The sequence below is a fragment of the Aquabacter sp. L1I39 genome (genome assembly GCF_017742835.1).
Lineage (GTDB): Bacteria > Pseudomonadota > Alphaproteobacteria > Rhizobiales > Xanthobacteraceae > L1I39.
Genome location: NZ_CP072392.1, coordinates 2,411,476 through 2,434,248, shown reverse-complemented (window position 1 = coordinate 2,434,248; position 22,773 = coordinate 2,411,476). Strand labels below are relative to the sequence as shown.

General features: G+C 66.6%; 16 protein-coding genes. 8 read left to right on the top strand and 8 right to left on the bottom strand.

Annotation, left to right across the window (positions count from 1 at the left end):
- Position 1 precedes the first annotated feature (1 nt).
- Genes J5J86_RS10620 through J5J86_RS10610 form a run of 3 tightly spaced genes read left to right on the top strand, consistent with a single transcriptional unit; the run spans position 2 to position 2,049 of the window.
- A complete protein-coding gene (locus J5J86_RS10620; RefSeq protein WP_209104864.1) occupies positions 2–1,201 on the top strand; it encodes an acyl-CoA dehydrogenase family protein in 1,200 nt (399 codons plus the stop codon).
- A 43-nt stretch (positions 1,202–1,244) separates the two neighbouring features.
- Positions 1,245–1,676 carry an acyl-CoA thioesterase gene (locus J5J86_RS10615; protein WP_209104863.1) on the top strand — a complete coding sequence of 144 codons (432 nt, stop codon included), beginning with the start codon at positions 1,245–1,247 and terminating at the stop codon, positions 1,674–1,676.
- Positions 1,654–2,049 (top strand): RidA family protein, encoded by a 396-nt coding sequence (locus tag J5J86_RS10610; RefSeq protein WP_209104862.1) that lies wholly within the window; start codon positions 1,654–1,656, stop codon positions 2,047–2,049. The genes J5J86_RS10615 and J5J86_RS10610 overlap by 23 nt, the downstream gene beginning before the upstream one ends.
- A gap of 255 nt (positions 2,050–2,304) precedes the next feature.
- Here the strand turns inward: J5J86_RS10610 and J5J86_RS10605 are convergent, their stop codons facing one another.
- Positions 2,305–3,930, bottom strand: a complete 1,626-nt coding sequence (locus J5J86_RS10605; protein WP_209104861.1) for an AMP-binding protein — start codon at positions 3,928–3,930, stop codon at positions 2,305–2,307.
- 340 nt (positions 3,931–4,270) lie between these two features.
- On the opposite strand from J5J86_RS10605, the gene J5J86_RS10600 reads away from it, so the two are divergent.
- On the top strand, positions 4,271–4,786 hold the full coding sequence (locus J5J86_RS10600; protein WP_209104860.1) for a MarR family winged helix-turn-helix transcriptional regulator: 516 nt from the start codon (positions 4,271–4,273) through the stop codon (positions 4,784–4,786).
- 274 nt (positions 4,787–5,060) lie between these two features.
- Here the strand turns inward: J5J86_RS10600 and katG are convergent, their stop codons facing one another.
- Positions 5,061–7,238: a catalase/peroxidase HPI gene (gene katG / locus J5J86_RS10595; protein WP_209104859.1), complete on the bottom strand. Its 2,178-nt coding sequence runs from the start codon at positions 7,236–7,238 to the stop codon at positions 5,061–5,063.
- A gap of 556 nt (positions 7,239–7,794) precedes the next feature.
- Here katG and recA point away from each other — a divergent pair.
- The 3 genes from recA to J5J86_RS10580 all read left to right on the top strand — a co-directional run bounded on the left by recA (position 7,795) and on the right by J5J86_RS10580 (position 14,021).
- Positions 7,795–8,877, top strand: coding sequence for a recombinase RecA (gene recA, locus J5J86_RS10590; RefSeq protein WP_209104858.1), 1,083 nt, complete (start codon positions 7,795–7,797; stop codon positions 8,875–8,877).
- A gap of 275 nt (positions 8,878–9,152) precedes the next feature.
- Positions 9,153–11,801, top strand: coding sequence for an alanine--tRNA ligase (gene alaS, locus J5J86_RS10585; protein ID WP_209104857.1), 2,649 nt, complete (start codon positions 9,153–9,155; stop codon positions 11,799–11,801).
- 981 nt (positions 11,802–12,782) lie between these two features.
- Positions 12,783–14,021 carry a cyclic nucleotide-gated ion channel gene (locus tag J5J86_RS10580; RefSeq protein WP_247658317.1) on the top strand — a complete coding sequence of 413 codons (1,239 nt, stop codon included), beginning with the start codon at positions 12,783–12,785 and terminating at the stop codon, positions 14,019–14,021.
- A gap of 377 nt (positions 14,022–14,398) precedes the next feature.
- On the opposite strand, the gene J5J86_RS10575 is transcribed toward J5J86_RS10580, so the two are convergent.
- Genes J5J86_RS10575 through J5J86_RS10550 form a run of 6 tightly spaced genes read right to left on the bottom strand, consistent with a single transcriptional unit; the run spans position 14,399 to position 21,436 of the window.
- Positions 14,399–15,295 carry a siderophore-interacting protein gene (locus J5J86_RS10575; protein ID WP_209104856.1) on the bottom strand — a complete coding sequence of 299 codons (897 nt, stop codon included), beginning with the start codon at positions 15,293–15,295 and terminating at the stop codon, positions 14,399–14,401.
- Positions 15,282–16,115 carry an ABC transporter ATP-binding protein gene (locus tag J5J86_RS10570; protein WP_209104855.1) on the bottom strand — a complete coding sequence of 278 codons (834 nt, stop codon included), beginning with the start codon at positions 16,113–16,115 and terminating at the stop codon, positions 15,282–15,284. Before J5J86_RS10570 ends, J5J86_RS10575 begins: the two co-directional genes overlap by 14 nt.
- On the bottom strand, positions 16,112–17,188 hold the full coding sequence (locus J5J86_RS10565; RefSeq protein WP_209104854.1) for a FecCD family ABC transporter permease: 1,077 nt from the start codon (positions 17,186–17,188) through the stop codon (positions 16,112–16,114). Before J5J86_RS10565 ends, J5J86_RS10570 begins: the two co-directional genes overlap by 4 nt.
- The gene (locus J5J86_RS10560) at positions 17,185–18,303 is read right to left on the bottom strand and encodes an ABC transporter substrate-binding protein (protein WP_209104853.1); all 1,119 of its coding nucleotides are present in this window, start codon (positions 18,301–18,303) and stop codon (positions 17,185–17,187) included. Before J5J86_RS10560 ends, J5J86_RS10565 begins: the two co-directional genes overlap by 4 nt.
- Entirely contained in the window at positions 18,300–19,181 is an 882-nt protein-coding gene (locus tag J5J86_RS10555; RefSeq protein WP_209104852.1) for an alpha/beta hydrolase, read from the bottom strand. Before J5J86_RS10555 ends, J5J86_RS10560 begins: the two co-directional genes overlap by 4 nt.
- Positions 19,178–21,436 (bottom strand): TonB-dependent siderophore receptor, encoded by a 2,259-nt coding sequence (locus tag J5J86_RS10550; RefSeq protein WP_209104851.1) that lies wholly within the window; start codon positions 21,434–21,436, stop codon positions 19,178–19,180. Before J5J86_RS10550 ends, J5J86_RS10555 begins: the two co-directional genes overlap by 4 nt.
- A gap of 345 nt (positions 21,437–21,781) precedes the next feature.
- Here J5J86_RS10550 and J5J86_RS10545 point away from each other — a divergent pair, with 345 nt between their 5' ends.
- Positions 21,782–22,765, top strand: a complete 984-nt coding sequence (locus tag J5J86_RS10545) for a helix-turn-helix transcriptional regulator (protein ID WP_209104850.1) — start codon at positions 21,782–21,784, stop codon at positions 22,763–22,765.
- Positions 22,766–22,773: the final 8 nt, after the last annotated feature.

The window sequence follows — 22,773 nt, the reverse complement described above, 5'->3', positions numbered from 1 at the left end:
CATGAGCCCCCGCTTTGCCACCGGCCCCACCCGGGAGCCCCTCGACTGGCCCTTCTTTGGCTCGCAGCATCGCGCCTATGCGGCGCGGCTCGACGGCTTCGTCGCCGAAGGCGGTCTTGAGGGGCTCAACCATGGGGACGTGGATGGCACCTGCCGCACCCTGGTGGCGCGGCTGGGGGCGGCGGGCCTTCTGGAGGCGGCGGTGCCGCTGCCGGGGGCCGGCGGCGCCTCCATCCAGTCGCTTGAACTGTGCCTCGCCCGCGAGACGCTGGCCTTTCATGACGGCCTCGCCGACTTTGCCTTTGCCATGCAGGGCCTCGGAACGGGCGCCATCGCGCTCGCCGGAACTGAGGAACTGAAGCAGGCGGTGCTGCCCAAGGTGCGTCGGGGCGAGTGGCTCGCGGCCTTCGCCCTATCGGAGGCCGATGCCGGCTCGGATGTCGCCGCCATGAGCTGTGCCGCGCTGGCTGACGGCGACCATTATGTGCTCGATGGCGAGAAGACCTGGATCTCCAATGGCGGCATTGCCGACGTCTATACGGTGTTCGTGCGCACCGGCGAGGCGCCGGGCACGCGCGGCATCTCGGCCTTCGTGGTGTTTGCCGACGATCCCGGCTTTTCCATTGCCGAGCGCATCCATGTGATCGCGCCCCATCCGCTTGCCACCATCCGGTTCGAGAACTGCCGCATCCCTGCCGCCCGCCGCCTCGGCGCGCCGGGCGAGGGGTTTAAGATCGCCATGCGGACGCTGGACATTTTCCGCGCGTCGGTGGCGGCTGCGGGGCTTGGCTTTGCCCGGCGCGCCCTTGACGAGGCCCTGATCCATGTGCGCAGCCGGCGCATGCTGGCCGGCACCCTGGCCGACCTGCAATTGACGCAGGCGGCGTTGGGCGAGATGGCAGCCGAGATCGACGGCGCCGCGCTCCTGACCTGGCGCGCCGCCTGGCGGCGGGATGTGCAGGGTCTGCCCACCACCCGCGAGGCGGCCATGGCCAAGATGACCGCCACCGAAATGGCCCAGCGCGTCATCGATCGCGCGGTCCAGCTCCATGGCGGGCGGGGGGTACGCTCCGGCGAGATCGTGGAGTCGCTCTATCGCGAGATCCGTGCCTTGCGCATCTATGAGGGCGCGACCGAAGTACAGAAGCTCATCATCGCTCGCGACCTGCTGAAGGCGAGCGCGGCAGGAGGTCAGGCATGAATGGTGCCTGGCCGACCCGCGCGGCCACCTGGTGAGGCGACCCATGGCTTTTGAAACCAAACGCCTACTGGGCTTCGGCGATTGCGATCCCGCCGGCATCGCCTTTTTTCCCGGATATATGCGCCTGCTGGTGAGCGTGACCGAGGAGATGTTCGCCGCCTTCGGCGCCCCCTGGCCCGCCATGATGCGCGAGCGACGCATCGGCGTGCCCACCGTGAAACTCGACCTGGATTTCGCCGCGCCCGGCTTCCATGGCGATGAACTGACCTTCCAGGTCTCCCTCTCGAAGCTCGGCGGCAGTTCCGCGGACCTGAGGCACCGCGTCGCCACCGGCGATCGCCTTCTGTGGTCAGCCCGGCAGGTGCTGGTGGCCACTTCCCTCGACAGCCATCGGGCCGTGCATTGGCCCGACGATATTCGCGCCGGTCTCGCGGCGCACCTGGAGATGAATGATGCACGAGATCCTGCAGCCTGAAGGGTGGGCGAAGCCGATCGGCTATGCCAACGGCATTCTCGCCCGAGGCCGCCAGATCTGGGTTGGCGGCCAGATCGGCTGGTCCGCCCACCAGACCTTCGAGACCGACGATCTCGTGGAACAGGTCCGCCAGACCTTGCTGAACATTGTTGCTGTTCTGGAGGAGGGCGGGGCCGAGCCGCACCACATCGTGTCCATGACCTGGTACATGGTGGACAAGCAGGAATATCTGGCCCGGCTCAAGGAGATCGGCGCGGTCTATCGCGAGGTGATCGGCCGGCATTTCCCCGCCATGGCCGCCGTGCAGGTGCTGGCGCTGATGGAGGACCGCGCCAAGGTGGAGATCCAGGCCACTGCGGTCGTTCCGGAATAGCCGCTTACGCGGGTGAGGGCGGAGCGAGGCGCCTTGCCGGATGCGCTGCCGCCGGTGGAAAGACACGGCGGCGGGACTGCGCGCTTTGCAGGGATCATGAGGCCCATCGCTGCTGCCCGCCGGCAGCCCTGATGGGTCTTCCTGCATTGCGTGCGAAGGCGGCAGCGGCAATAGGGCTCCACGCCCGCTCCGGCACAAAAAGGATGGCGGTCATCCTTGGTCGGGATGGCCGCCATCCTCGAAACCAATCCGTGTTCAGGCTGCCGGACGGGCGCGCAGGGCGAAGCGCTGGATCTTGCCGGTGGCCGTCTTCGGCAGGGCATCCACGAAGGAGATGGCGCGCGGATACTTGTAGGGCGCGATGGTTGCCTTCACGTGGTTCTGCAGGGTGCGCACCAGGCTCTCGTCTTCCCGCACGCCGGGAGCGAGCACCACGAAGGCCTGCACGATCTGGCCCCGCTCCTCGTCAACTGTGCCGACAACCGCGCATTCGGCCACCGCATCGTGGGAGAGGAGGGCCGCCTCCACCTCGGGGCCGGCAATATTGTAGCCGGCGGAGACGATCATGTCGTCGCTGCGGGCGGCGAAGTGGAAATAGCCGTCCTCGTCTTGGATGAAGGCGTCGCCGGTGACGTTCCAGCCCTCCTTCACATATTCGCCCTGTCGGGGGTCATCGAGATAGCGGCAGCCGGTGGGGCCACGCACGGCGAGGCGACCCACCGTGCCGCGCGGCACCTCGTTCATGGCCTCGTCCACCACCTTGGCCTCGAAGCCCGGCACGGGACGCCCCGTGCGGCCGGGGCCGTGGTCGTCCAGTGTGTTGGAAATGAAGACGTGCAGCATCTCGGTGGAGCCGATGCCATCCAGCATGGGCTTGCCGGTCTTGCGCGTCCAGGCCTCGTAGACGGGCGCTGGCAGCGTCTCGCCAGCGGACACCGCGATGCGCAGCGAGGACAGGTCGGCCCCCTCCGCCATGGCCGCCAGCATGGCGCGGTAGGCGGTGGGCGCGGTGAAGCAGATGGTGGCGCGCAGATCTTCGATCAGGCTGATCAGGTTGGGCGGCGAGGCCGTCTCCAGCAGCGCCGCCGTGGCGCCAAAGCGAAGCGGGAACACCGCCAGGCCCCCGAGGCCGAACGTGAAGGCCAGCGGCGGCGTGCCGACAAAAATGTCCTGCGGCGTCACCTGAAGCACCGTCTTGGCATAAGTGTCCGCAATGGCGAGGATGTCGCGGTGGAAATGCATGGTGGCCTTGGGGATACCCGTGGTCCCCGAGGTGAAGCCCAGCAGCGCCACATCGTCCCGCCCGGTCTTCACCGCCGCGAAATGCACGGGCTTGTTGAGGGACGCCCGGTCCAGTTCCGCATCATGGTTCGCGGTGCCGTCGAAACCGATGACGGTCTTCAGAAAGCGGCTTTCCTTGGCGCAGGCGACGAGGTCTTCCAGCAGTCGCGTATCGCAGAGCGCCATTGAGATTTCGGCCTTGTCCACGGTCTTGGCCAGTTCGCCGGCCCGCAGCATGGGCATGGTGTTGACCACCACGGCGCCGGCCTTGGTGGCGGCGAGCCAGCAGGCCACCATGGCCGGCGTATTGGCCGACCGGATCAGCACCCGGTTGCCGGGCTCGAGACCGTAATTCTCCACCAGGGTCCGCGCAATGCGGTTGGTCCAGTCGGACAATTCCTTGTAGGTGCGCCGGCGGCCATTGCCGATGAGCGCAATATGGTCGCCGAACCCCCGCTCGACCATGCGGTCGGTGAGCTCCACGGCGGCATTCAAGTGTTCGGGATAGTCCAGCCCCGCTTCGTTCATCACCGGCCATGCTTCGACCGGGGGGAGACGATCGCGGGTGAACGTATCGACGTGAACCGACGGACCCAACATTCCCATGCTCCCCTGCGAGGCATCACCGCGGTCTTCTGCGCGGAGTACACGGTCTGGCTGAGGGGCCGACAGGATCTGCGCAACGCCGCAATTGCCGTCACGTTTGCACAGGCCTAAATTTGCTTCAAGCCTAAAATATATCCGCTTAAAGCATCATATTTGGGCGCATGGCGGTGCGGTCGAAATGTTGCGCTGCGGTGGTTCCCTAGTGCATCCTGCCCGTTTAGAGACGTTAGGATGCGGTTCCCGCGATCTGCGTCGGCGTGGTGGCGGGATGTTGGGTGACCCGTGCCCTGAATTTCATGCTTGAAAAGTCCGGAACGGTGGTATGGCAGCCGATATGAGTGATCCCATCCCGGAAGACGTCGAGGCTCTGGTGCGAGACGAGCCCGCCGGCTCGAAGATGGAGTTGCGCCTCTGGCTTCGCCTTCTGTCGGTGTCGAACCTCATCAGCGCCGAGATCCGCCGCCGTCTGCGCACCGAGTTCGATGTCACCTTGCCGCGCTTCGACGTCCTAGCACAGCTCAATCGGGAGCCCGAAGGCCTGCGGCTCGGCGACCTCTCCCGCCGGATGATGGTCTCCAATGGCAACATCACCGGGCTCATTGATCGCCTGGTGGAAGAGGGCCTGGTGGTGCGCAAGGTCGACCCCAATGACCGCCGCGCCGCAACCGTGCGGCTGAGTCGCGCCGGGGCCACCATGTTCCGCATCATGGCCAGCACGCATGAGGGATGGATCCACGAATTGCTTGGCGACCTGTCCAAGCGACAGGTTGCGGCCCTGCTCGACGACCTCGAGGCCCTGAAGCGGTCGGTGGCGAGCGTTGTTCATGCCTCGGACACCGAGCGGTCCTGACCGGCCGCTCGCCCGCCTTTTTCCTCCCCCTCGCAAGGGGCTCTCACGCCTCAGCTGACCATGTCAATTCGCCGGGCGACCCCCAGGGATACGAGTGGACTTATCCGGACGGGGCCAAGTCTCAGACGATACTTCTCGCCTTGAAGGGGGCAGACCTGTTGGAAAAGCGGGCATCAAGTCACGGCCTGATGCGCGATCGGCCGGCGCCGCCCCAAGACCGCGGAAAATGCAACGCCGCCGGAACCCGAGGCTCCGGCGGCGGCGTGGGTTTGGCTCAAGCCAGGTCGAACCGATCGAGATTCATCACCTTGGTCCAGGCCGCCACGAAGTCCTTCACGAACTTCTCCTTGGCGTCCGAGGAGGCGTAGACCTCCGCCAAGGCGCGCAGGATGGAGTTGGAGCCGAACACGAGATCCACCCGCGTGCCGGTCCACTTCACCTCGCCCGTCTCGCGGTCGCGGCCCTCATACACGTCGTTGCCGTCCCCGACCGCCTTCCACTTGGTGCCCATGTCGAGCAGGTTGGTGAAGAAGTCCGTGGTCAGGGCGCCCGGCTTGTCGGTGAGAATGCCGTGGCTCGCGCCATTCACATTGATGTTGATGGCGCGCAGGCCGCCGATAAGGACGGTCATTTCCGGCGCCGTCAGCGTGAGCAACTGGGCCTTGTCGATGAGTGCCACTTCCGCCGGCACGGCAAGGCCAGGCTTCTGGTAGTTGCGGAAGCCATCGGCCGCCGGCTCCAGCCACTTGAAGCTGTCCACGTCCGTTTCCGCCTGGGAGGCGTCGGTGCGGCCAGGGGAGAAGGGCACCGCCACGTCATGGCCCGCCGCCTTCGCGGCCTCTTCCACGCCGGCATTGCCCGCCAGCACGATGAGGTCGGCCAGCGACACCTTCTTGCCGTCCGCGGCGCCCAGGTTGAACTCACCCTGGATGCGCTGAAGCACCTTGAGCACCTTATCCAGCTGCTCGGGCTGGTTCACCGCCCAGTCCTTCTGCGGCGCGAGGCGAATGCGCGCGCCATTGGCACCGCCCCGCTTGTCGCCACCCCGGAAAGTGGAGGCCGAGGCCCAGGCCGTGCCCACCAGCTCGGACACGGTGAGGCCGGAGGCCAGCACCTTCGCCTTGAGGGCGGCGGCGTCCGCATCGTCGATCACGGGGTGATCGGCCGGAGGCACCGGATCCTGCCAGATCAGCACCTCGCGCGGGACTTCCGGGCCGAGATAGCGCGAGCGGGGGCCAAGGTCGCGATGGGTCAGCTTGAACCAGGCGCGGGCGAAGGCTTCCGCGAACGCCTGCGGGTTTTCCAGGAAGCGGCGGGAGATTTTCTCGTAGGTCGGGTCGAAGCGCAGCGACAGGTCCGTTGTGAGCATGGTCGGCTTGTGCTTCTTGGCCGGATTGTGCGCGTCCGGAATGATGTCCGGGGCATCCTTGGCTTCCCACTGAATGGCGCCAGCCGGGCTGCGGGTCTGCACCCATTCATATTTGAACAGGTTCTCGAAGAAGAAGTTGCTCCACTGGGCCGGCGTCTGCGTCCAGGTCACTTCAAGACCGCTGCCGATGGCGTCGGCGCCGAAGCCGGTTCCGTAATCGCTCGCCCAGCCAAGGCCCTGCGCTTCCAGTGCGGCGGCTTCCGGATCTGGCCCCTTGTGGGACTCAGGGGCCGCACCATGGGTCTTGCCGAACGTATGGCCACCGCCGATGAGCGCGACGGTCTCCTCGTCGTTCATCGCCATGCGGCCGAAGGTCTCGCGAATGAACATGGCGGCGGACAGCGGATCGCCGTTCCGGTCCGGGCCTTCCGGGTTCACATAGATGAGGCCCATCTCGGTCGCGCCGAGCGGGGCGTCAAACTTGTCCAGCGTGCGGTGGGAGAGCCATGCGGTCTCCGATCCCCAGAACACGTCCAGGTCAGGCTCCCAGGTGTCTTCGCGGCCGGCGGCGAAGCCGAAGGTGCGAAAGCCCATGGTCTCGAGCGCCACGTTACCCGTGAGGATCATCAGGTCGGCCCAGGAAATCTTCTGGCCGTACTTCTTCTTGATCGGCCACAGCAGGCGACGCGACTTGTCGATATTGACATTGTCCGGCCAGCTGTTGAGGGGCGCGAAGCGTTGTTGTCCGCGACCGCCGCCGCCGCGGCCGTCGGCCAGGCGATAGGTGCCGGCGCTGTGCCATGCCATGCGGACGAATTGCGGCCCGTAATTGCCGAAGTCGGCAGGCCACCAGTCCTGCGAATCCGTCATCAGCTTGCGCAGGTCGTTCTTCAGCGCCTCGTAGTCGAGCTTCTTGAACTCCTCGCGATAATTGAACGCGGGGTCCAGCGGGTCGGACTTCGGAGAATGGAGGTTCAGCAGATCGACGCGCAGCTGGTTCGGCCACCAATCACGATTCTGGGTGCCGCCGGTGCCGTGAGCGACAGGGCATTTGCCCGGTGCGGCTTCTGTTGTCGCGTTCATTGTCTTCTCCGTTCGGGCGGGCGATCGAGAGGGCAAGTGGCCCGCAAGCTCCACCGCAGCGGTTTCTACCAGATCCCTTTCATTAGATTAATTTGTATTTGCTGATCATCGCGATAAGTTTAATTGATGACGGGATGATGTCCGTCAGCTGCGTTGGCCGGCCGTTCCGATCGCGAGGCCGACCCGCACGCACCATCGGCAGGTGATGGCGGAAGTCGAGCCGCTGTAGGATTGCGCTTCCTTGATCAGCCAATGCGCACAGACGCGACTGTTCCGCCCTGCGAATGCCCCTGCTTCTCAAGGTCGCGTCAAGGACGTGCGGGGCACGGCCCCAACCCACCCCGCCGGGGGAATCGGCGCGGCTTCGGGATCACCCGGCCTTCATTCTTGAGCCCACCGCTGCTTTGGGACCGCAGGTCCTGGAGGATCGCTCCAATTGCGTAAGGAGAACGCCCAGCCCCCGTTACGATCGAAGTGAGAACATATTGCGAACAAGGAACAAAGGTGGTACGAAAAAACATCCGAGACAATCTTGCGTCCGGCGCGGAGCACAGCGATGACTCAGTCGACACTCAGACTCGTCGAAGGTTCTTCCATGGATAAAACGAAGGCACTCGACGCCGCGCTGTCGCAAATCGAGCGGCATTTCGGCAAAGGCTCGATCATGCGGCTCGGCAAGAGCGGCAAGGTGATGGAGGTCGAGAGCATCCCGTCGGGATCCCTCGGCCTCGACATCGCGCTCGGCATCGGCGGCCTGCCCAAGGGGCGCATCGTGGAAATCTTCGGCCCGGAATCGTCCGGCAAGACCACGCTGGCCCTGCATGTGGTGGCGGAAGCACAAAAGAAGGGCGGTGTATGCGCCTTCATTGATGCCGAGCATGCGCTCGACCCCATTTATGCCCGCAAGCTCGGCGTCAATCTCGATGAATTGCTGATCTCCCAGCCGGATGCGGGCGAGCAGGCGCTGGAGATCGCCGACACGCTGGTGCGGTCCGGCGCCATCGACGTGCTGGTGGTGGATTCGGTGGCGGCCCTCACGCCGCGCGCCGAACTTGACGGCGAGATGGGCGAGAATCAGCCCGGCATGCAGGCTCGCCTCATGAGCCAGGCGCTGCGCAAGCTCACCGGTTCCATCTCCAAATCCAACACCATGGTTATCTTCATCAATCAGATCCGGATGAAGATCGGCGTGATGTACGGCTCGCCGGAGACCACCACCGGTGGCAACGCCCTGAAGTTCTACGCCTCGATCCGCCTCGATATCCGCCGCATCGGCATGATCAAGGAGCGGGACGAAGTGGTGGGCAACCAGACCCGCGTGAAGGTGGTCAAGAACAAGCTGGCGCCGCCCTTCAAGCAGGTCGAATTCGACATCATGTATGGCGAGGGGGTCTCCAAGCTGGGCGAGTTGCTGGATCTCGGCGTGCGTGCGGGCGTGGTGGAGAAGTCGGGCGCATGGTTCTCCCATGACAGCCAGCGCCTGGGCCAGGGCCGTGAGAATGCCAAGACGTTCTTGCGCCAGAATCCCGAAATCGCCGGGCGCATCGAAGCGGCTATCCGGCAGAATGCTGGCCTCATCGCCGAGCAGATCCTCACCGGCTCTCCCGAGGAAGATGGCGACGCGGCGAGCCCGGACTGATTGCGGTCTACATGTGGGTGGCATCGGCCGCTGAAAACATCACGAAGGACGGTGCGGGAAGCCACACCGTCCTGGCTGGTCTCCTTTGGCCTGTATGCCCGGCAGGACAGGCCGGGTGTGAATTGGCTCTTCGAGGGGTGCCCTTTCTGGACAAGGGGACAGGTGCCCGCTAAACGAACGGGTCCATTCCGCCTGCCTCCCTCGGAGGCATGTGGATGGGCGCCGGACAGCGGAGCGCGGCCGGCGAGCGAAACGAAGGGTATGGTGGCCGGGACATGAGCGGCGTGAACGAGATCCGGTCGACATTTGTCGACTACTTCGTCAAGAACGGTCACGAGGCGGTTGCCTCATCGCCGCTCGTGCCGCGCAATGATCCCACGCTGATGTTCACCAATGCGGGGATGGTGCAGTTCAAAAACGTCTTCACTGGCGTCGAGAAGCGTCCCTATTCCCGTGCGGTAACGGCCCAGAAGTGCGTTCGCGCTGGCGGCAAGCACAACGATCTGGACAATGTGGGTTATACGGCTCGGCATCACACCTTCTTCGAGATGCTGGGCAATTTCTCTTTCGGCGACTACTTCAAGGATCGCGCCATTGAGCTCGCCTGGGGGCTTGTCACCCGCGAGTTCGAGCTGCCGAAGGACCGGCTCATCGTCACCGTCTATTCGGAGGACGATGAGGCCCATGCTTTGTGGAAGAAGATTGCCGGCCTGTCCGACGATCGCATCATCCGCATCCCGACCTCCGACAATTTCTGGGCCATGGGCGATACGGGGCCGTGTGGTCCCTGCTCGGAGATTTTCTTCGATCACGGCGACCACATTCCCGGCGGGCCGCCGGGTTCCGAGGATGCGGACGGCGACCGCTTCATCGAGATCTGGAATCTCGTGTTCATGCAGTATGAGCAGTTGCCCGCTGGTGAGCGGGTGCGGCTTCCGCGTCCGTCCATCGACACAGGCATGGGCCTCGAGCGCATTTCGGCGCTCCTGCAGGGCACGCATGACAATTACGAGACCGACCTCATGCGGGCGATCATCGCCGAGGTCGCCGAACTGACGGGCGTTTCCCCGCAGGGCCCGCAGAAGGCGAGCCATCGGGTCATCGCCGATCATTTGCGCGCGTCCGTCTTCCTGACCGCCGATGGCGTGCTGCCCTCTAACGAGGGCCGTGGCTATGTGCTGCGTCGAATCATGCGCCGCGCCATGCGTCATGCCCAGCTGCTGGGTGCCCGCGATCCGCTGATGCATCGTCTCGTGCCCATCCTGGTGCGCGAAATGGGCCGGGCCTATCCGGAGATCGCGCGGGCCGAGCCGCTTGCGGCCGAGACGCTTCTTCTGGAGGAGAAGCGCTTCCGCCGAACCCTGGAGCGTGGCCTCTCCATTCTGGAGGAGGAGAGCGCGGGTCTCGTGTCCGGCGCCCGCTTCCCCGGTGACGTGGCGTTCAAGCTCTACGACACGTACGGCTTCCCGCTTGACCTGACCGAGGACGCCTTGCGCGGTCGCGGCATCCATGTGGACACGGAAGCCTTCAACGCGGCCATGGCGCGCCAGCGCGCCGATGCGCGCGCCGCCTGGGCCGGATCGGGCGAGGCCGCCACCGACACGGTGTGGTTCGGGGTACGGGAGCGCGAAGGCGCCACCGAGTTTCTGGGCTACGACACGGAGAGCGCCGAGGGCGTTGTCCGCGCGCTGGTGCGCGAGGGAGCGGAAGTGGAGACCCTGGCCGCCGGCGAACAGGGTCTGGTGGTCCTCAACCAGACGCCGTTCTATGGCGAATCGGGCGGTCAGGTCGGCGACACCGGCGTGATGGTGGGCGAGGGCGTGCGCGCGACCGTGATCGGGACGCAGAAGAAGCTGGGCGACCTGTTCGTCCATGAAGTCCGCGTCAACGAGGGCACGCTCGCGCTCGGCAGCGCCCTGACCCTCGAAGTGGATCACGCCCGTCGCGCCGCCGTGCGGGCCAACCATTCCGCCACCCACCTTCTGCACGAAGCCCTCCGGCGCGTGCTGGGTGACCATGTGGCGCAAAAGGGTTCGCTGGTCGCGCCGGACCGGCTGCGCTTCGATTTCAGCCACCCCAAGCCCATGACCTCCAATGAGGTCGCCGAGGTGGAAGAGATCGTCAACACCTACGTGCTGCGTAACGAGCCGGTCGAGACCCGTCTCATGGGCGTTGATGACGCCATCGCCTCGGGCGCTCGGGCCCTGTTCGGCGAGAAATATGGCGACGAAGTGCGCGTGGTCACCATGGGAACAGACGCTGGCAATGGCGCGCCCTATTCGGTGGAATTGTGCGGCGGTACCCATGTGGCACGCACCGGTGACATCGGGCTCGTCTCGCTGGTATCGGAGGGGGCCGTGGCGGCGGGTGTTCGGCGCATTGAGGCGCTGACCGCGAACGCGGCGCGCCATCATCTCAACACCGCCAATTCCGCCCTGCAGGGCGCCGCCGCGCTTCTGAAGGCGCCGGTGTCCGAGGTGGAAGCCCGGATCGCCACCCTGGTGGAGGAGCGCCGCAAGCTGGAGCGCGACCTTGCCGAAGCGCGCAAGAAGCTTGCCATGGGTGGCGGCGCTGGTGGTCAGGACACCGCCCGGCAGGTGGGCGACGTGAAGCTGCTGGCCAAGCATGTCTCAGGCATTGAGCTGAAGGATCTCAAGAGCCTCGTGGACGAGGGCAAGAAGCAGCTGGGCTCGGGTGTGGTGGCCATCGTCGGAGTGACCGATGACGGAAAAGCCGGCATCGTCGTGGGCGTGACCGCGGACCTGACCGGCCGTTTCGATGCCGTAAGCCTGGTGCGCCGCGGCGCCGAGGCGCTGGGCGGCAAGGGCGGCGGCGGCCGTCCCGACATGGCGCAGGCCGGTGGCCCGGATGGCAGCAAGGCGACCGATGCACTGGCGGCGGTGGAGGCGGCGCTCGCCTCCTGAGGCCGTGTCGCGCTGGGGGCCGGGTGGGGGCAGGCCTCTGGGGCGTGGCGGGGCAGGGGTGCCGTCCCGATTTTGCGTGCCGCGCATGGCGGGCCAGTCGCCGGACGCTGGGATATGCGCGTCCGGACCGTCATATAAGGCACTTGAACCCCGCGGCGGCGGTCGCGATGGCCACCGCCATCCGCGCGGCACAAACGGCGGGTTGACCCAGCAGGCTGGCGCCCAGGGGGGGGCAGGGTTATCAGCCGCGCGGCGATCTCTCTGGACGCGGGCCGAGCTTTGTCGGGATCCGACGGGCTTTGCGACGTCCGTCCCGTTATTGATCCTTGGATCGGGGCGAACTGCGTCCTGTTCGCGCTACATCGCCCGTTGGCATTTGCCAACGGCGCCGGCGCACCTGGTCTGCCGTCGGCTGGTCGTCTGTTCTCCAGGGGGCGCACCGGGCGAACGGGCCGGCATCCGACACGCGGACACCCTGCTTTTCTCACCGACGGCACCACCGGCGAGAGGCGCTTGGTGCAGCCGGGCGCCCGGCGCGAGAGGTGGCTCAGACCGTCGGTGGGCTTCCTTTGAATGCGGAGCTCGAGAATCTGGGGCTCGCAGCACCATTCTTTGGGATCAGAGATGTCGCGCGGCGAGCGAGCGCCCTTTGGGCTCTTCCCTCTCGCGGCCTCCCGCCACATGGCGCACCGTCGCGCTCGGGACCGCCTTGCAGAGAAGGCCCCTGTTTTGCGGGCACAAGTCCACGGCGGTCTCCCGGAATGAGCCTTTCCATGTCCGGCGAAGGCGGCTGAAGCACACTTTGTTCTATGATGGGCAACTGCAGTCTTGGCGTGATGACCAGAATGGCCCGTCTTGAAACCTGCGGATGCCGGGACATAGTAAAAAGCAGCCTGTTGGAAGGACCAACCGGCATGGCATGAGGGCGGTGAAGAGGCCGCGGGCAGACGGGACCTCAGGGAGCGTCAGGTGGAAGGAAGCGTGCGCCGGCGCATTTACGAGATCCTGGAGCGCGAGAACCCGCACGATGGGGTGGCGCGGATGGTCCATGTGGGGCTGGTGGTCCTCATCCTGGCCAATTCTGCCGCCGCAGTGATGGAAACCGTGCCGTCCTTCGATGCGGCGTATCGCCTGCCGCTGCATCTGTTCGAGGCGTTCTCCTTCGGCGTTTTCCTGACGGAGTACCTGCTGCGGCTGTGGGTAGCGCCATTCGATCCGCGCTACAGGGGCCTATCCCATCGTGAGGCGCGCCTGCGCTATGCGGTGACGCCGTTCGCCATCGTCGACCTGCTGTCTGTGTTGCCCTTCGGGCTCGCCTTGTTCGTCCATGCGGACCTGCGCACGCTTGCCCTGCTGCGCCTCGTGCGCTTCCTGAAGCTGGCCCGCTATTCGCCCGGGCTCGCCTCCCTGGGCGAGGCCATTTTCGCGGAGCGTCACGCTTTGCTGGCGTGCGTCGGGATCATCGGCGTGGTGGTGCTATTTGCGGCTTCGCTCATGTATCTCGTCGAGGGCGACGTACAGCCGGACAAGTTCGGTTCCATCCCGCTGGCGGCATGGTGGGCGGTGGTGAGCGTCACGACAGTGGGCTACGGGGATGCGGTGCCGGCCACCCTGGCGGGGCGGATGATCGCCGCGCTCACCATGGTCTCGGGCATGATTCTGCTCGCGCTGCCGGTGGGCATCGTCGCGTCGTCCTTCGCGGCGGTCATCCGGCGGCGGGACTTTGTGGTCACCTGGGGCATGGTGGCGCGGGTGCCGCTCTTCTGCGAGCTGGACGCGGCGGCGATCGGCGAGATTTTGAAGCTGCTCTCCGCCCATACGGCCTATCCCGGCGAGTTGCTGGCACGCCGGGGGGAGGAGGCCCGGTCCATGTTCTTCATCCTCTCCGGCGAGGTCCGGATCGAGCTGCAGGGCGAGCCGCTCTTTCTCGGCGAGGGACACTTTTTCGGCGAGATGGCACTGCTCTCCAAGCGCCGCCGCAGCGCGAACGTGCGCGCCACGCGACGGACTCAGCTTCTGATCCTGGATGCGCGTGACCTTGACGATCTTCTCTCCCGCCGCCCGGCCATGCGCGCCCGCATGGAAGAATTGGCCCGCAAACGCGAGGTGCCGCACGCGCTTCGCCCCACAGGGGACCTGGCCACGGAGGAAATCACCGAGGAAGGAACGGGCACGCCCTTCCATCCTTCACCCGGGGCACCGCCGCGCAGCCGGGAGTGAGCGGGTGCCTCCATGGCCCCGACCGTGCAGGCGCGCGGCGCGGCCTGCCGAGACAGGGGCAAGATGACCGCGCGCGTGCCTCGGCGCGCGAGGTTGGCGCGAACCTTGTCGCTGTCATAGGCCTGGTCGGCGAGAAGCCGGGGCGGCGTGCGCTGATCGCCGGCCAGGGGGGGCGCAGATGCGCGGCAGCCGCAGCGCAGCACATGAAGGATCCCGGACAGGATGCGCCGGTCTTCAACACGCGGCGGACTGCCGGAATGAGGTAAAGGTGGTTCGATCTTCTACCGCTGACCATCAGTGGAACAAAACAAGCGGCTCATGGCCTCTACTCCATCCATGAGCCGATTGAACTACAGGTCATTCGTTGGGTTTAGACCCTAATGCTGATGGTCGTCGTTCCCTTCATGATGCCCGTGGCTGTCCTCTTCCCGCGCGGCGCGGTGATAGTCGGCATCCCGGTCATGATCATAGGCGGCGCCATAGGCCGTCTCGCTCATGCCACGTCGCCAGTAGCCCACGGCTACAAGGTCGCGCGGCTTCATTCCGCGCGGGCCTTTCAGATGGGCGCGGATCTCGCGTGCGGCATCCGATTCCGCTGCGATCCAGGCGGCGACGGATCGGTCTGTGGGCCAGTCGAGGGCGAAGACGGCCTCCTGCAAGAGACGGGTGGTGCCCGCCGCTGCGCCGTTGCGGTGGAGGAAGGTCAGCGCGACGCCGGGCGGGCGGGGCAGGTCCTGTTCCTCTTCGGGACCCGGAAGCTCGATAAAGGCCGCGCCGCGGGCCTCGTCCGGCAGCCGCCCCAGATGGGCGGCGATGGAAGGCAGGGCGCTGTGGTCGCCCGCGAACAGATGAAACCCGGCGGCGGGGAGCCCACGGCCACCCGGTCCGCCAATGCCCAGGAGGTCGCCGGGCTCGGCGGTCTGTGCGAAGGCGGAGGCGACGCCGCCCGCCCCATGCAGCACGAAATCCACATGGAGTTCCCCGCGCGCCCGGTCGAGCGCCCGCACGGAATAGGTGCGCACGATGGGTCGGTCGGGATCCGCCGGCCAGATCGGGCGGCCGTCGGCGCCTTCCGTGGGCCAACACGGTGGGCGGGTGCGGGACGGGGGCAGCAGCAGCTTGAGGTTCGGTCCCTCGCCGATCCCCTCGATTTCCGGACCGCCCAGCACCAGGCGCTGCATGCGCGGCGTGATGCGCGCGGTGCGCAAGACCCGCAGCACCCGCATGCCCCGGTGGCGCCGTGGCCCGGCCTGCGTCATTTCAGCGGCCTCCATGGCCAATCCTCCCTGCCGTATCTGAAGTGGCCTCTTCCGCGAGCGGGCCATCCACCACCACTTGAACCGTGCCCCGAGAACAGGCCTCCACCCGGCCGCTCACCCCATAGACACGCGCCAGAACGTCAGACGTGATGGCCTCGGCCGGAGTGCCCTGCGCGGCCAGGGCGCCCTGCTGGAGCACCACCACCTGATCGGCATAACGGGCCGCCAGGGTCAGGTCATGGAGCACCGCCACCACCACCCGTCCTTCTTCCGCCAGCTGCTTCAGGAAGCCCATCACCACGGCCTGATGGCGCAGGTCGAGGGCGCTGGTGGGTTCGTCCAGCAGCAGCACGCGGGGTTCGCGCACCACGGCCTGTGCGAGGCTCGCCAACTGGCGCTGGCCTCCGGAGAGCCGGTCCAGCGGCTCCAGGGCCAGAGGCGTGATGCCGAGCCGGTCCAGCATGCCGACAGCGCGCGCCCGCGCGGCCTTGCCGTCAAGCGGGGCGCGCAGCGGCGCGGCGCGCAATGCGCCGATGACGGTCTCGATCACGGTGAGGGCGACGCCGGGCGGCAGCGCCTGTGGCATGAAGCCGAGATGAGCGGCCCGCTCTTCGCGCGGCAGAGCGGTCAGGTCGAGCGGTCCGAGTTGCAGGGATCCCTTCATGGGCAGCAGACCCGCCAGCGCCTTGAGAAGCGTCGACTTGCCCGCCGCGTTCGGCCCCACGAGGGCTGTCAGCGTGCCGGCTTCAAGGGGCGCGAGGGAGAGATCACGGATGACGGGCCGCCGGCCATAGCCGGCATTCGCGCCCGAAAGACGCAGAGCCGGTCCACTCATGACCGCCCCCTGACACCCAGCACAAGGATGAGAAACACCGGCACACCGATCAGCGCCGTGACGATGCCCACGGGCAGCACGGCGCCGGGCACCGCCAGCTTGCTCGCGGCGGCGGCCAGCGAAAGGACGAGGGCGCCGGTGAGGGCGCTGGCCGGCAGGAAGAGGCGATGATCTTCCCCCACCATCAGCCGCGCCATGTGGGGCGCGACCAGCCCCACGAAGCCGATGATTCCGACGAAGGCCACCGCCGCTGCCGTCAGCAGGCTGATGCGCACCAAAGACCACAGGCGCAGCCGTGCCACGGGGATCCCGAAGCTCTCTGCACGCTCCGCCCCGAGGCGAAGGGCCGTGAGCCGCCAAGCGGCGCGCAGCGAGAAGGGCGCGGTCGCCGCGACGACAGCGGCGACGAGGGCGACCGTGTCCAGCCGCGCGCGCCCCAGGCTTCCCAAGGTCCAGAACACCAATTGCTGAAGCGCCTGCTCGCTGGCGATAAATTGCAGCAGGCCCACCAGCGCATTGAAGGAGAAGAAGAGCGCGATGCCGAACAGCACCACGCTCTCGCTCCCCGCACCCCGCAGGCGCGCGAGGGCCTGGATCAGCAGCACCGAGGCGAAGGCGAACACGAAGGCATTGGCCGAAATGATCCAGGCGGCGGGAACGCCGGGCAGGCCAATGCCGGCAACGATGGCGAGCGCGGCGCCGAACACGGCTGCCGACGAGGTGCCGAGCGTCAGCGGGCTGGCCAGCGGATTGTTGAGCACGGTCTGCATTTCCGCCCCGGCCAGCGCCAGGGCCATGCCCACCATCACCGCCATCAGCGCCTGCGGCAGGCGCAGGTCGCGGACGATGACGAGGGTGGCGCGCGGCGTCGCCTCGGGCTGGAAAAGCGCACGGGTGGCATCCTGCAGTCCAAGGCCCGAGGGGCCGCTGGCCAGATCGAGCGCGAAGGCGGCGAGCGCGGCACAGGCCAGGAGGCCGAGCAGCAGCACACGGCGCCGCATGAGGCGCCGATAGCCGGCGAGCGCGACCTCGGCGCGGGCGGAGAGGGCGGGTGCTTCGGCCGTGGGGGTCATGGCTTCAGGTCAACCCAATAGGTGCCGGTGAACGGCACGGCGAGGAAACGGGCATTGATTTCGGCGAGCGTGGCATTGGGGTCGAGGTCGGGGAACAGGTCGGGATGGATCCACTTCGCCAGCGCCTCTGCCACCAGGACATTGAGCGGCAGGTTCACCAGATTGTGGAAGAGGCCGTGGACATTCCCCGTCTTCACCGCCTGGAGTTCGGCAATACCCGGTCGCGTCAGGATGGCCGCGAGGCTCGCGCGGGCCTCTTCAGCCGTGAAGCCGGGGCCGAGGACGAGGCCGCCGGTGCCCTTCAGGTGCGGCCCTCCGGTGGCCACATAGACGGATGGGTCCTGCTGCAGCACATATTCGAGGCTGAGGCGGCCATGGGTGCCGGCAATCACGTCGGCCGCGATATTGGCACCGCCGGCAAAAGTGATGAAATCACCGATGCTGCCGCGTCCCGGACTGTTGCAGCACTCGCCCGATCCGCCGGCATGGGTCTCCATGAGCACCTTCGGATGCACAAGGCCGGGCCGCGCGAGCCGATCGGAGATGCGCTTCATCCGTCCCGCGTAGAAGTCGGCATAGGCCTGCGCTGCCTCTTCCCGGCCCAGCGCCTGTCCCAGGATTTTCAGGCTGGGCACGGTGTTCTCGAAGGGATGCGCGAAGAAGTCGACGAAGATCACCGGCACGCCGGCGGCCTCGAACTGTCGGACCATCTCGGCGGGCCGCCCGGCTCCGAGCCGGCCGCTCAGCACCACCAGGTCCGGGCCGAGCGCCAGGGTCTTCTCCACCGAGAAGCTCTCGTCCGAACCCTCGCCGACGATCGCGATGTCGTCCGCCTTCGGAAACTTGGCGCGCACCAAGCGATAGGTGGAGGGGTCCCGCCGACGCAGGTCCGCCGACCAGCCGGCGACGAGGCTCACGGGATCGGGGCTGATGAGGGCCAGCGCCACGATCTGCCGTCCCTCGGCCAGCACGATGCGCCGCGCCGGCGCGGGCAAGGTCACCTGCCGGCCGACAATGTCGGTCAGCGTCACGGGGGTCGCCCGCGCGCCTTCGGGGGCAAGGAGCGCCAGAAGGGTGAGGGCGGAGAAGAGGATGAGATGCGGCAAGCGGGTCATACCGGGGCCTCCGCGAGGGCAAACGGCACCGCGCGGGACAGCGCCCGCGGCACCATGGAGGCGTGGCCTTCCCCCTCGAACAGATGAAAATGCACAGACAGATGGTCTGGGTTCTCGGCGGCGAGGCGTTCAGCAAGGGTCTGCGCCGCCTCCACCACCTGCCGCTCTGCCAGGATGGCGCGGCGCTCGGGCGTCAGGCGCGCAGCATCCTCCGGACGGGGCCATCCCCGCTCAAGGCCACCGGCGGCGAGGAGGAGATGCCGGCTCGGGAGGGGCCCGAGGCGCGCCGGTAATCCCGCCGCGCCGATCTCCACCGCCGCCGGTGCCCACCAGAGGGAGGGTGAGGCGGCCACATAGCGCGCGAACAGTTCGGGCCGCTCGAACAGAGTAGTGAGCGTGAACAGGCCACCCAGGGAATGGCCGATGAGGGTGCGCCGCGTCGGCGAAAGCGGCAGGCGGGCGGCGAGGGCGGCCATCAACTCGGCGAGGACATCCAGCACCAAAGCAACGCCGGGCGAGGCATAGTCGATGGCGCGCGCTGCGGGGTCGAACAGGGCGTCCGTGTCATGGCCAATGCCCAGCACAACGGGCTCGCGCACGTCCGGCGGGTCCGGTCTTACGCACTGTAGCCGTGTCGTTTCGACCAGGGTGGCGAACATGGCATTGGCATCGGTGACGACCACGAGGGGATGCCCCTCCTCATTCATGCGCTCCGGCCAGGCCAGGTCGAAGCGCAGCATGCGGCCGCCCCGCTCCTGCCGCCAGCGCAAGGTGCGCGGCAGGTGGCAGGGCTCGACCGCGCCACCCAAGGCGAGGTCGCGCACATCGGGGGGTCGTGTGGCCCCCACGCGGGGGGCTGTGGTGAGGCTCTGGCTCAATAGGTCGCGCTCACCTTCAGCCAATAGGCGCGGGGCTCGCCGTAGAAGTTGAAGAGCGAGGTGGAGCCCACGCGGGTATAATAGACCTCGTCGAAGATGTTGGTGGCGGTCAGCGTCGCCTGGAAGTGCTCGTTGAACTTGTAGCCGATCTGCGCGTCCACGGTGGTGTAGGCCGGCGCGGTCAATGTCACGCCTCCGGACGTGGTGTAGAAACTCGACAAATGCTTGACGCCCGCGCCGACGCTCAGGCCCTTGAGCCTGGGATCCTGGAATTCGTACTTGGTCCACAGGTTGAAATTGTTGCGCGGCGTATAGGTGCTGAAGCCGCTGGCCAATTGGGCGGCGGTGGCGGTGAGATATTCGGTCTCGGTGTAGGTATAGCCGGCATAGACCTCCCAGCCCGGCGCGAGGCGGCCGCTGACCTCCAGCTCATAGCCGGACACCTGCGTCTCGCCGGCGGCCACATAGACGTTCGCGGTGGAGGTGGCCAGGGCGCGATTATTGTCACGGATCAGGAACATGGCGGCGGAGGCATTGAGCGCGCCGTCAAAGAAGGAGCCCTTCAGGCCCCCCTCATACTGAAAGCCCTGGCGCGGCGGCAGCGCGTTGCCGCTGGCATCCACCTCGAATTGGGGGGTGAAGGTGTCGGTGTAGCTCACATAGGCGGAGATGTTCTTGGTCAGCTCCACCACGAGGCCGGCATAGGGCACAAACTCCGCATCGATATTGATGGGCGCGTTCGTGGTCGTGATGCCTCCGGTGGAGGTGTTCACCGTGGTGACGGTCGAGGTGTTGTCATACCAGGCGAAGCGCCCGCCGAGCAGCACCGTCACCTGCTCCAGCGGCTTCAGATTGGCCTGGCCATAGACGCCGTACTGGGTGGGGTCTGTCAGCGTCTGGCGATTGTAGAGGGTAGTGGGGTTGGGCACCGCATAGGGATTGAAGGCGTAGATGTTGTAGGTGCCCGACAGGGAGGTGGAGGTGGGTGCCAGCAGGTTGGTGTCCACGCTCTGAAAGGCAAGGCCCGCGGTGATCTGCTGGGTCTGGCCCAAGGCCTGGAACGGCATGGTCACATGGGTGTCGGCGGAGAGCGACGTCTCCCAGTATTTCGCCGCCGTGTATTGCATGGAGAAATTGCCGTAGGTCTTGGCGGCCGTGGAGACTGCGCTGCCACCATAGGCGTAGCGATAATCCACGTAGCGGTCCGAATAGCGCACCGAGGCCTTGGCCTCGCCGCCATTGTCGAACGCGTGCGTCAGCTCGGCCACATAGTCGGTGGTGTCGTTGTGGAACGTGTTCCAATAGGCGCCCACGAAGGTGCTGCGCGGCACGTTCAGCAATTGGCCGACGCCGCCCCCCGCATTGATGGCGGGCAGGCCGTTGAAGGGCAGCATGTCCCGCTCCTGGTGCCAGGCATAGAGCGAGAGGGTGGTGTTCTCCGTCAGGTCAAAGGAGAGCGTGCCGTAGCCGACCCAGACCTTGTTCTCGTTATAGTCGACGAAGCTGTCGGCATTCTGATAGGCGGCCACCACGCGCCCGCGCACCGTTCCCGCCTCATTCAGCTTGCCGCCTGCATCCACCTGCGCCCGGCCATAGTCCCAAGACCCGCCCGTCACTTCCCCGTTGATGAAATAGTTGGCGGTGGCCGGCTTCAGGATGCCGTTGATGATGCCGGAGGGGCCGGAATTGCCGCCCGCGCCGGTGCCGCCATAGAACAGGCCGGCGGGGCCCTTCAGCACGTCGAGCCGGTCGAAGATGGCAAGGTCGGGCTGCGTGCCATAGATGCTGGAGAGCGGGGCGGAGAGGCCGTTCACCAGCATCTGGTCGATCTCGTAGCCGCGCGAGAAGATGGAGGAGCGGCCAACATCGTTCTGAAGGATCACCATGCCGGTGGTCCGCTGCATGGCCTCTTCCAGCTGGGTGAAGTTCTGGTCGGCGATGCGCTGGCTGGTCACCGTGCTCACCGACTGGGGAATGTCCTTCCAAAGGGTCGGGGCGCCGACGCCGGTGCTGGTCATCGCCGCCGTATAGGTGTCCTTGCCCTCGGTGAGCACCGATTGGGTCTCCGCCTGAACCGAGATGGTGTCGAGTGCGATGGCACCGGCCTGCGCGTTTGCCTCCTGCGCCCGGACCGCTGCCAAAGGCGTGAGCGTGGCCACCGACATGGTTCCCGCCAGGAGCAGAGCGCGGCGCGCTTTCGGCGCGAAGGCGAGGCGCGCGCAGAAGACATCGCGGGGGAGCATGAAAGGGGTCATGGCAATGGTCCGAATCCGTTTTCCCCGGCTGTGGGGACTGGACTCGTTTTTACGGGAGGCACTTGCGCCACCACCAGAATGAATCCGTTTGCGCTATCGTATATTACGTTTGAGAAATCGCAATTTCATTAGAACAGACACATCAACAGAGCCGATCATACGGTTTCCATCTGTTGCTGCAAGCTGTGGGGTGGCTTATTTGGAATAATACTAATTTGAGTGCGTGCGCGTTATATTGACAAGCGCACCGCAGTGACGCTCTCTCATCCCATGACCCATGGGCGAGACGAGGCAAATCCGGCTTCCCGGCGTGGCGAGACGGGCGAGGGGCCAGCGCGGCCGCGTATGCCTTTCGTCAGCCAGGGCGACATTGCCCGCGCATCTGCCTTGTGCGGTACGCGCTTTGCCGTCCTCGCACCGGACCTGTGCGATGAGGGAGCGGCGGCCTTGCGGGGCCGCTATCAGATGCTGCGGCTGCGATCCGGCCTGACCCTCCATTCCACCGACGCCTTCGACATGCACGATCTGACCACCCAGCTCGAGCATAAGGAGGGTCTGACCATCTCCCTGTTTCTCGACGGCATGGCCGACGTGGAACTGGGCGGCCGACGCTTCCTGCTGGGGCCGGGGGCTACGGGAGGAACCCTCGAAGGGGCGGTGATTGCACGGGCCGAGCCGCATCTCTTCCGCCGCCAGGGCCGGCGCGGCACCCGTGTCCGCAAGGTGAATGTCTCCCTGCCGCTGGATTGGGTGGAGGGGGATGGCCTCGACGGGTTGGGGGGCCAGAAGAAGGTGCGCACGTTCAGCCGCGATCACCTGGCCCATGTCCGCTTCCGCCCCTCCGCGCGGCTGGTGTCGCTGGCCGAGCAGGTGCTGCGCCCCACAGTCCACGGGCCCCTGCTTCATGCCCTGCAGTTGGAAAGCCGTGCGCTGGACATGGCCGCAGAGGCGCTGGCCGAGATCGCGGCGGTTGAGACGCGGCCGGCCGAGGGCACCGTGCTGCCCCGCGACCAGCGCCGCATGTGGGAGGTGCACGACTTCCTGGAGTCACGGCTCGATGGCGACCTCACCCTTGAGGATGTGGCGCGCGCCGCCGGCATGAGCGCCAATTCGCTTCAGCGCCTGTTCCGCTCGGTCTTCGGCATGACCGTGTTCGAATATGTGCGCCGTCGGAAGCTGGAGCGCGCCCGCCATGCCCTGGAGGAGGACGGCCTCACCGTGGCGCAGGCAGCCTTTCTGGCGGGCTACAATTCCTCCGCCAATTTCGCCACCGCCTTCCGCCGGGCCTTCGGCATGCCGCCCAAGAGCGTGCGGCGAAAGGGCGGCTGAGGGCGTGC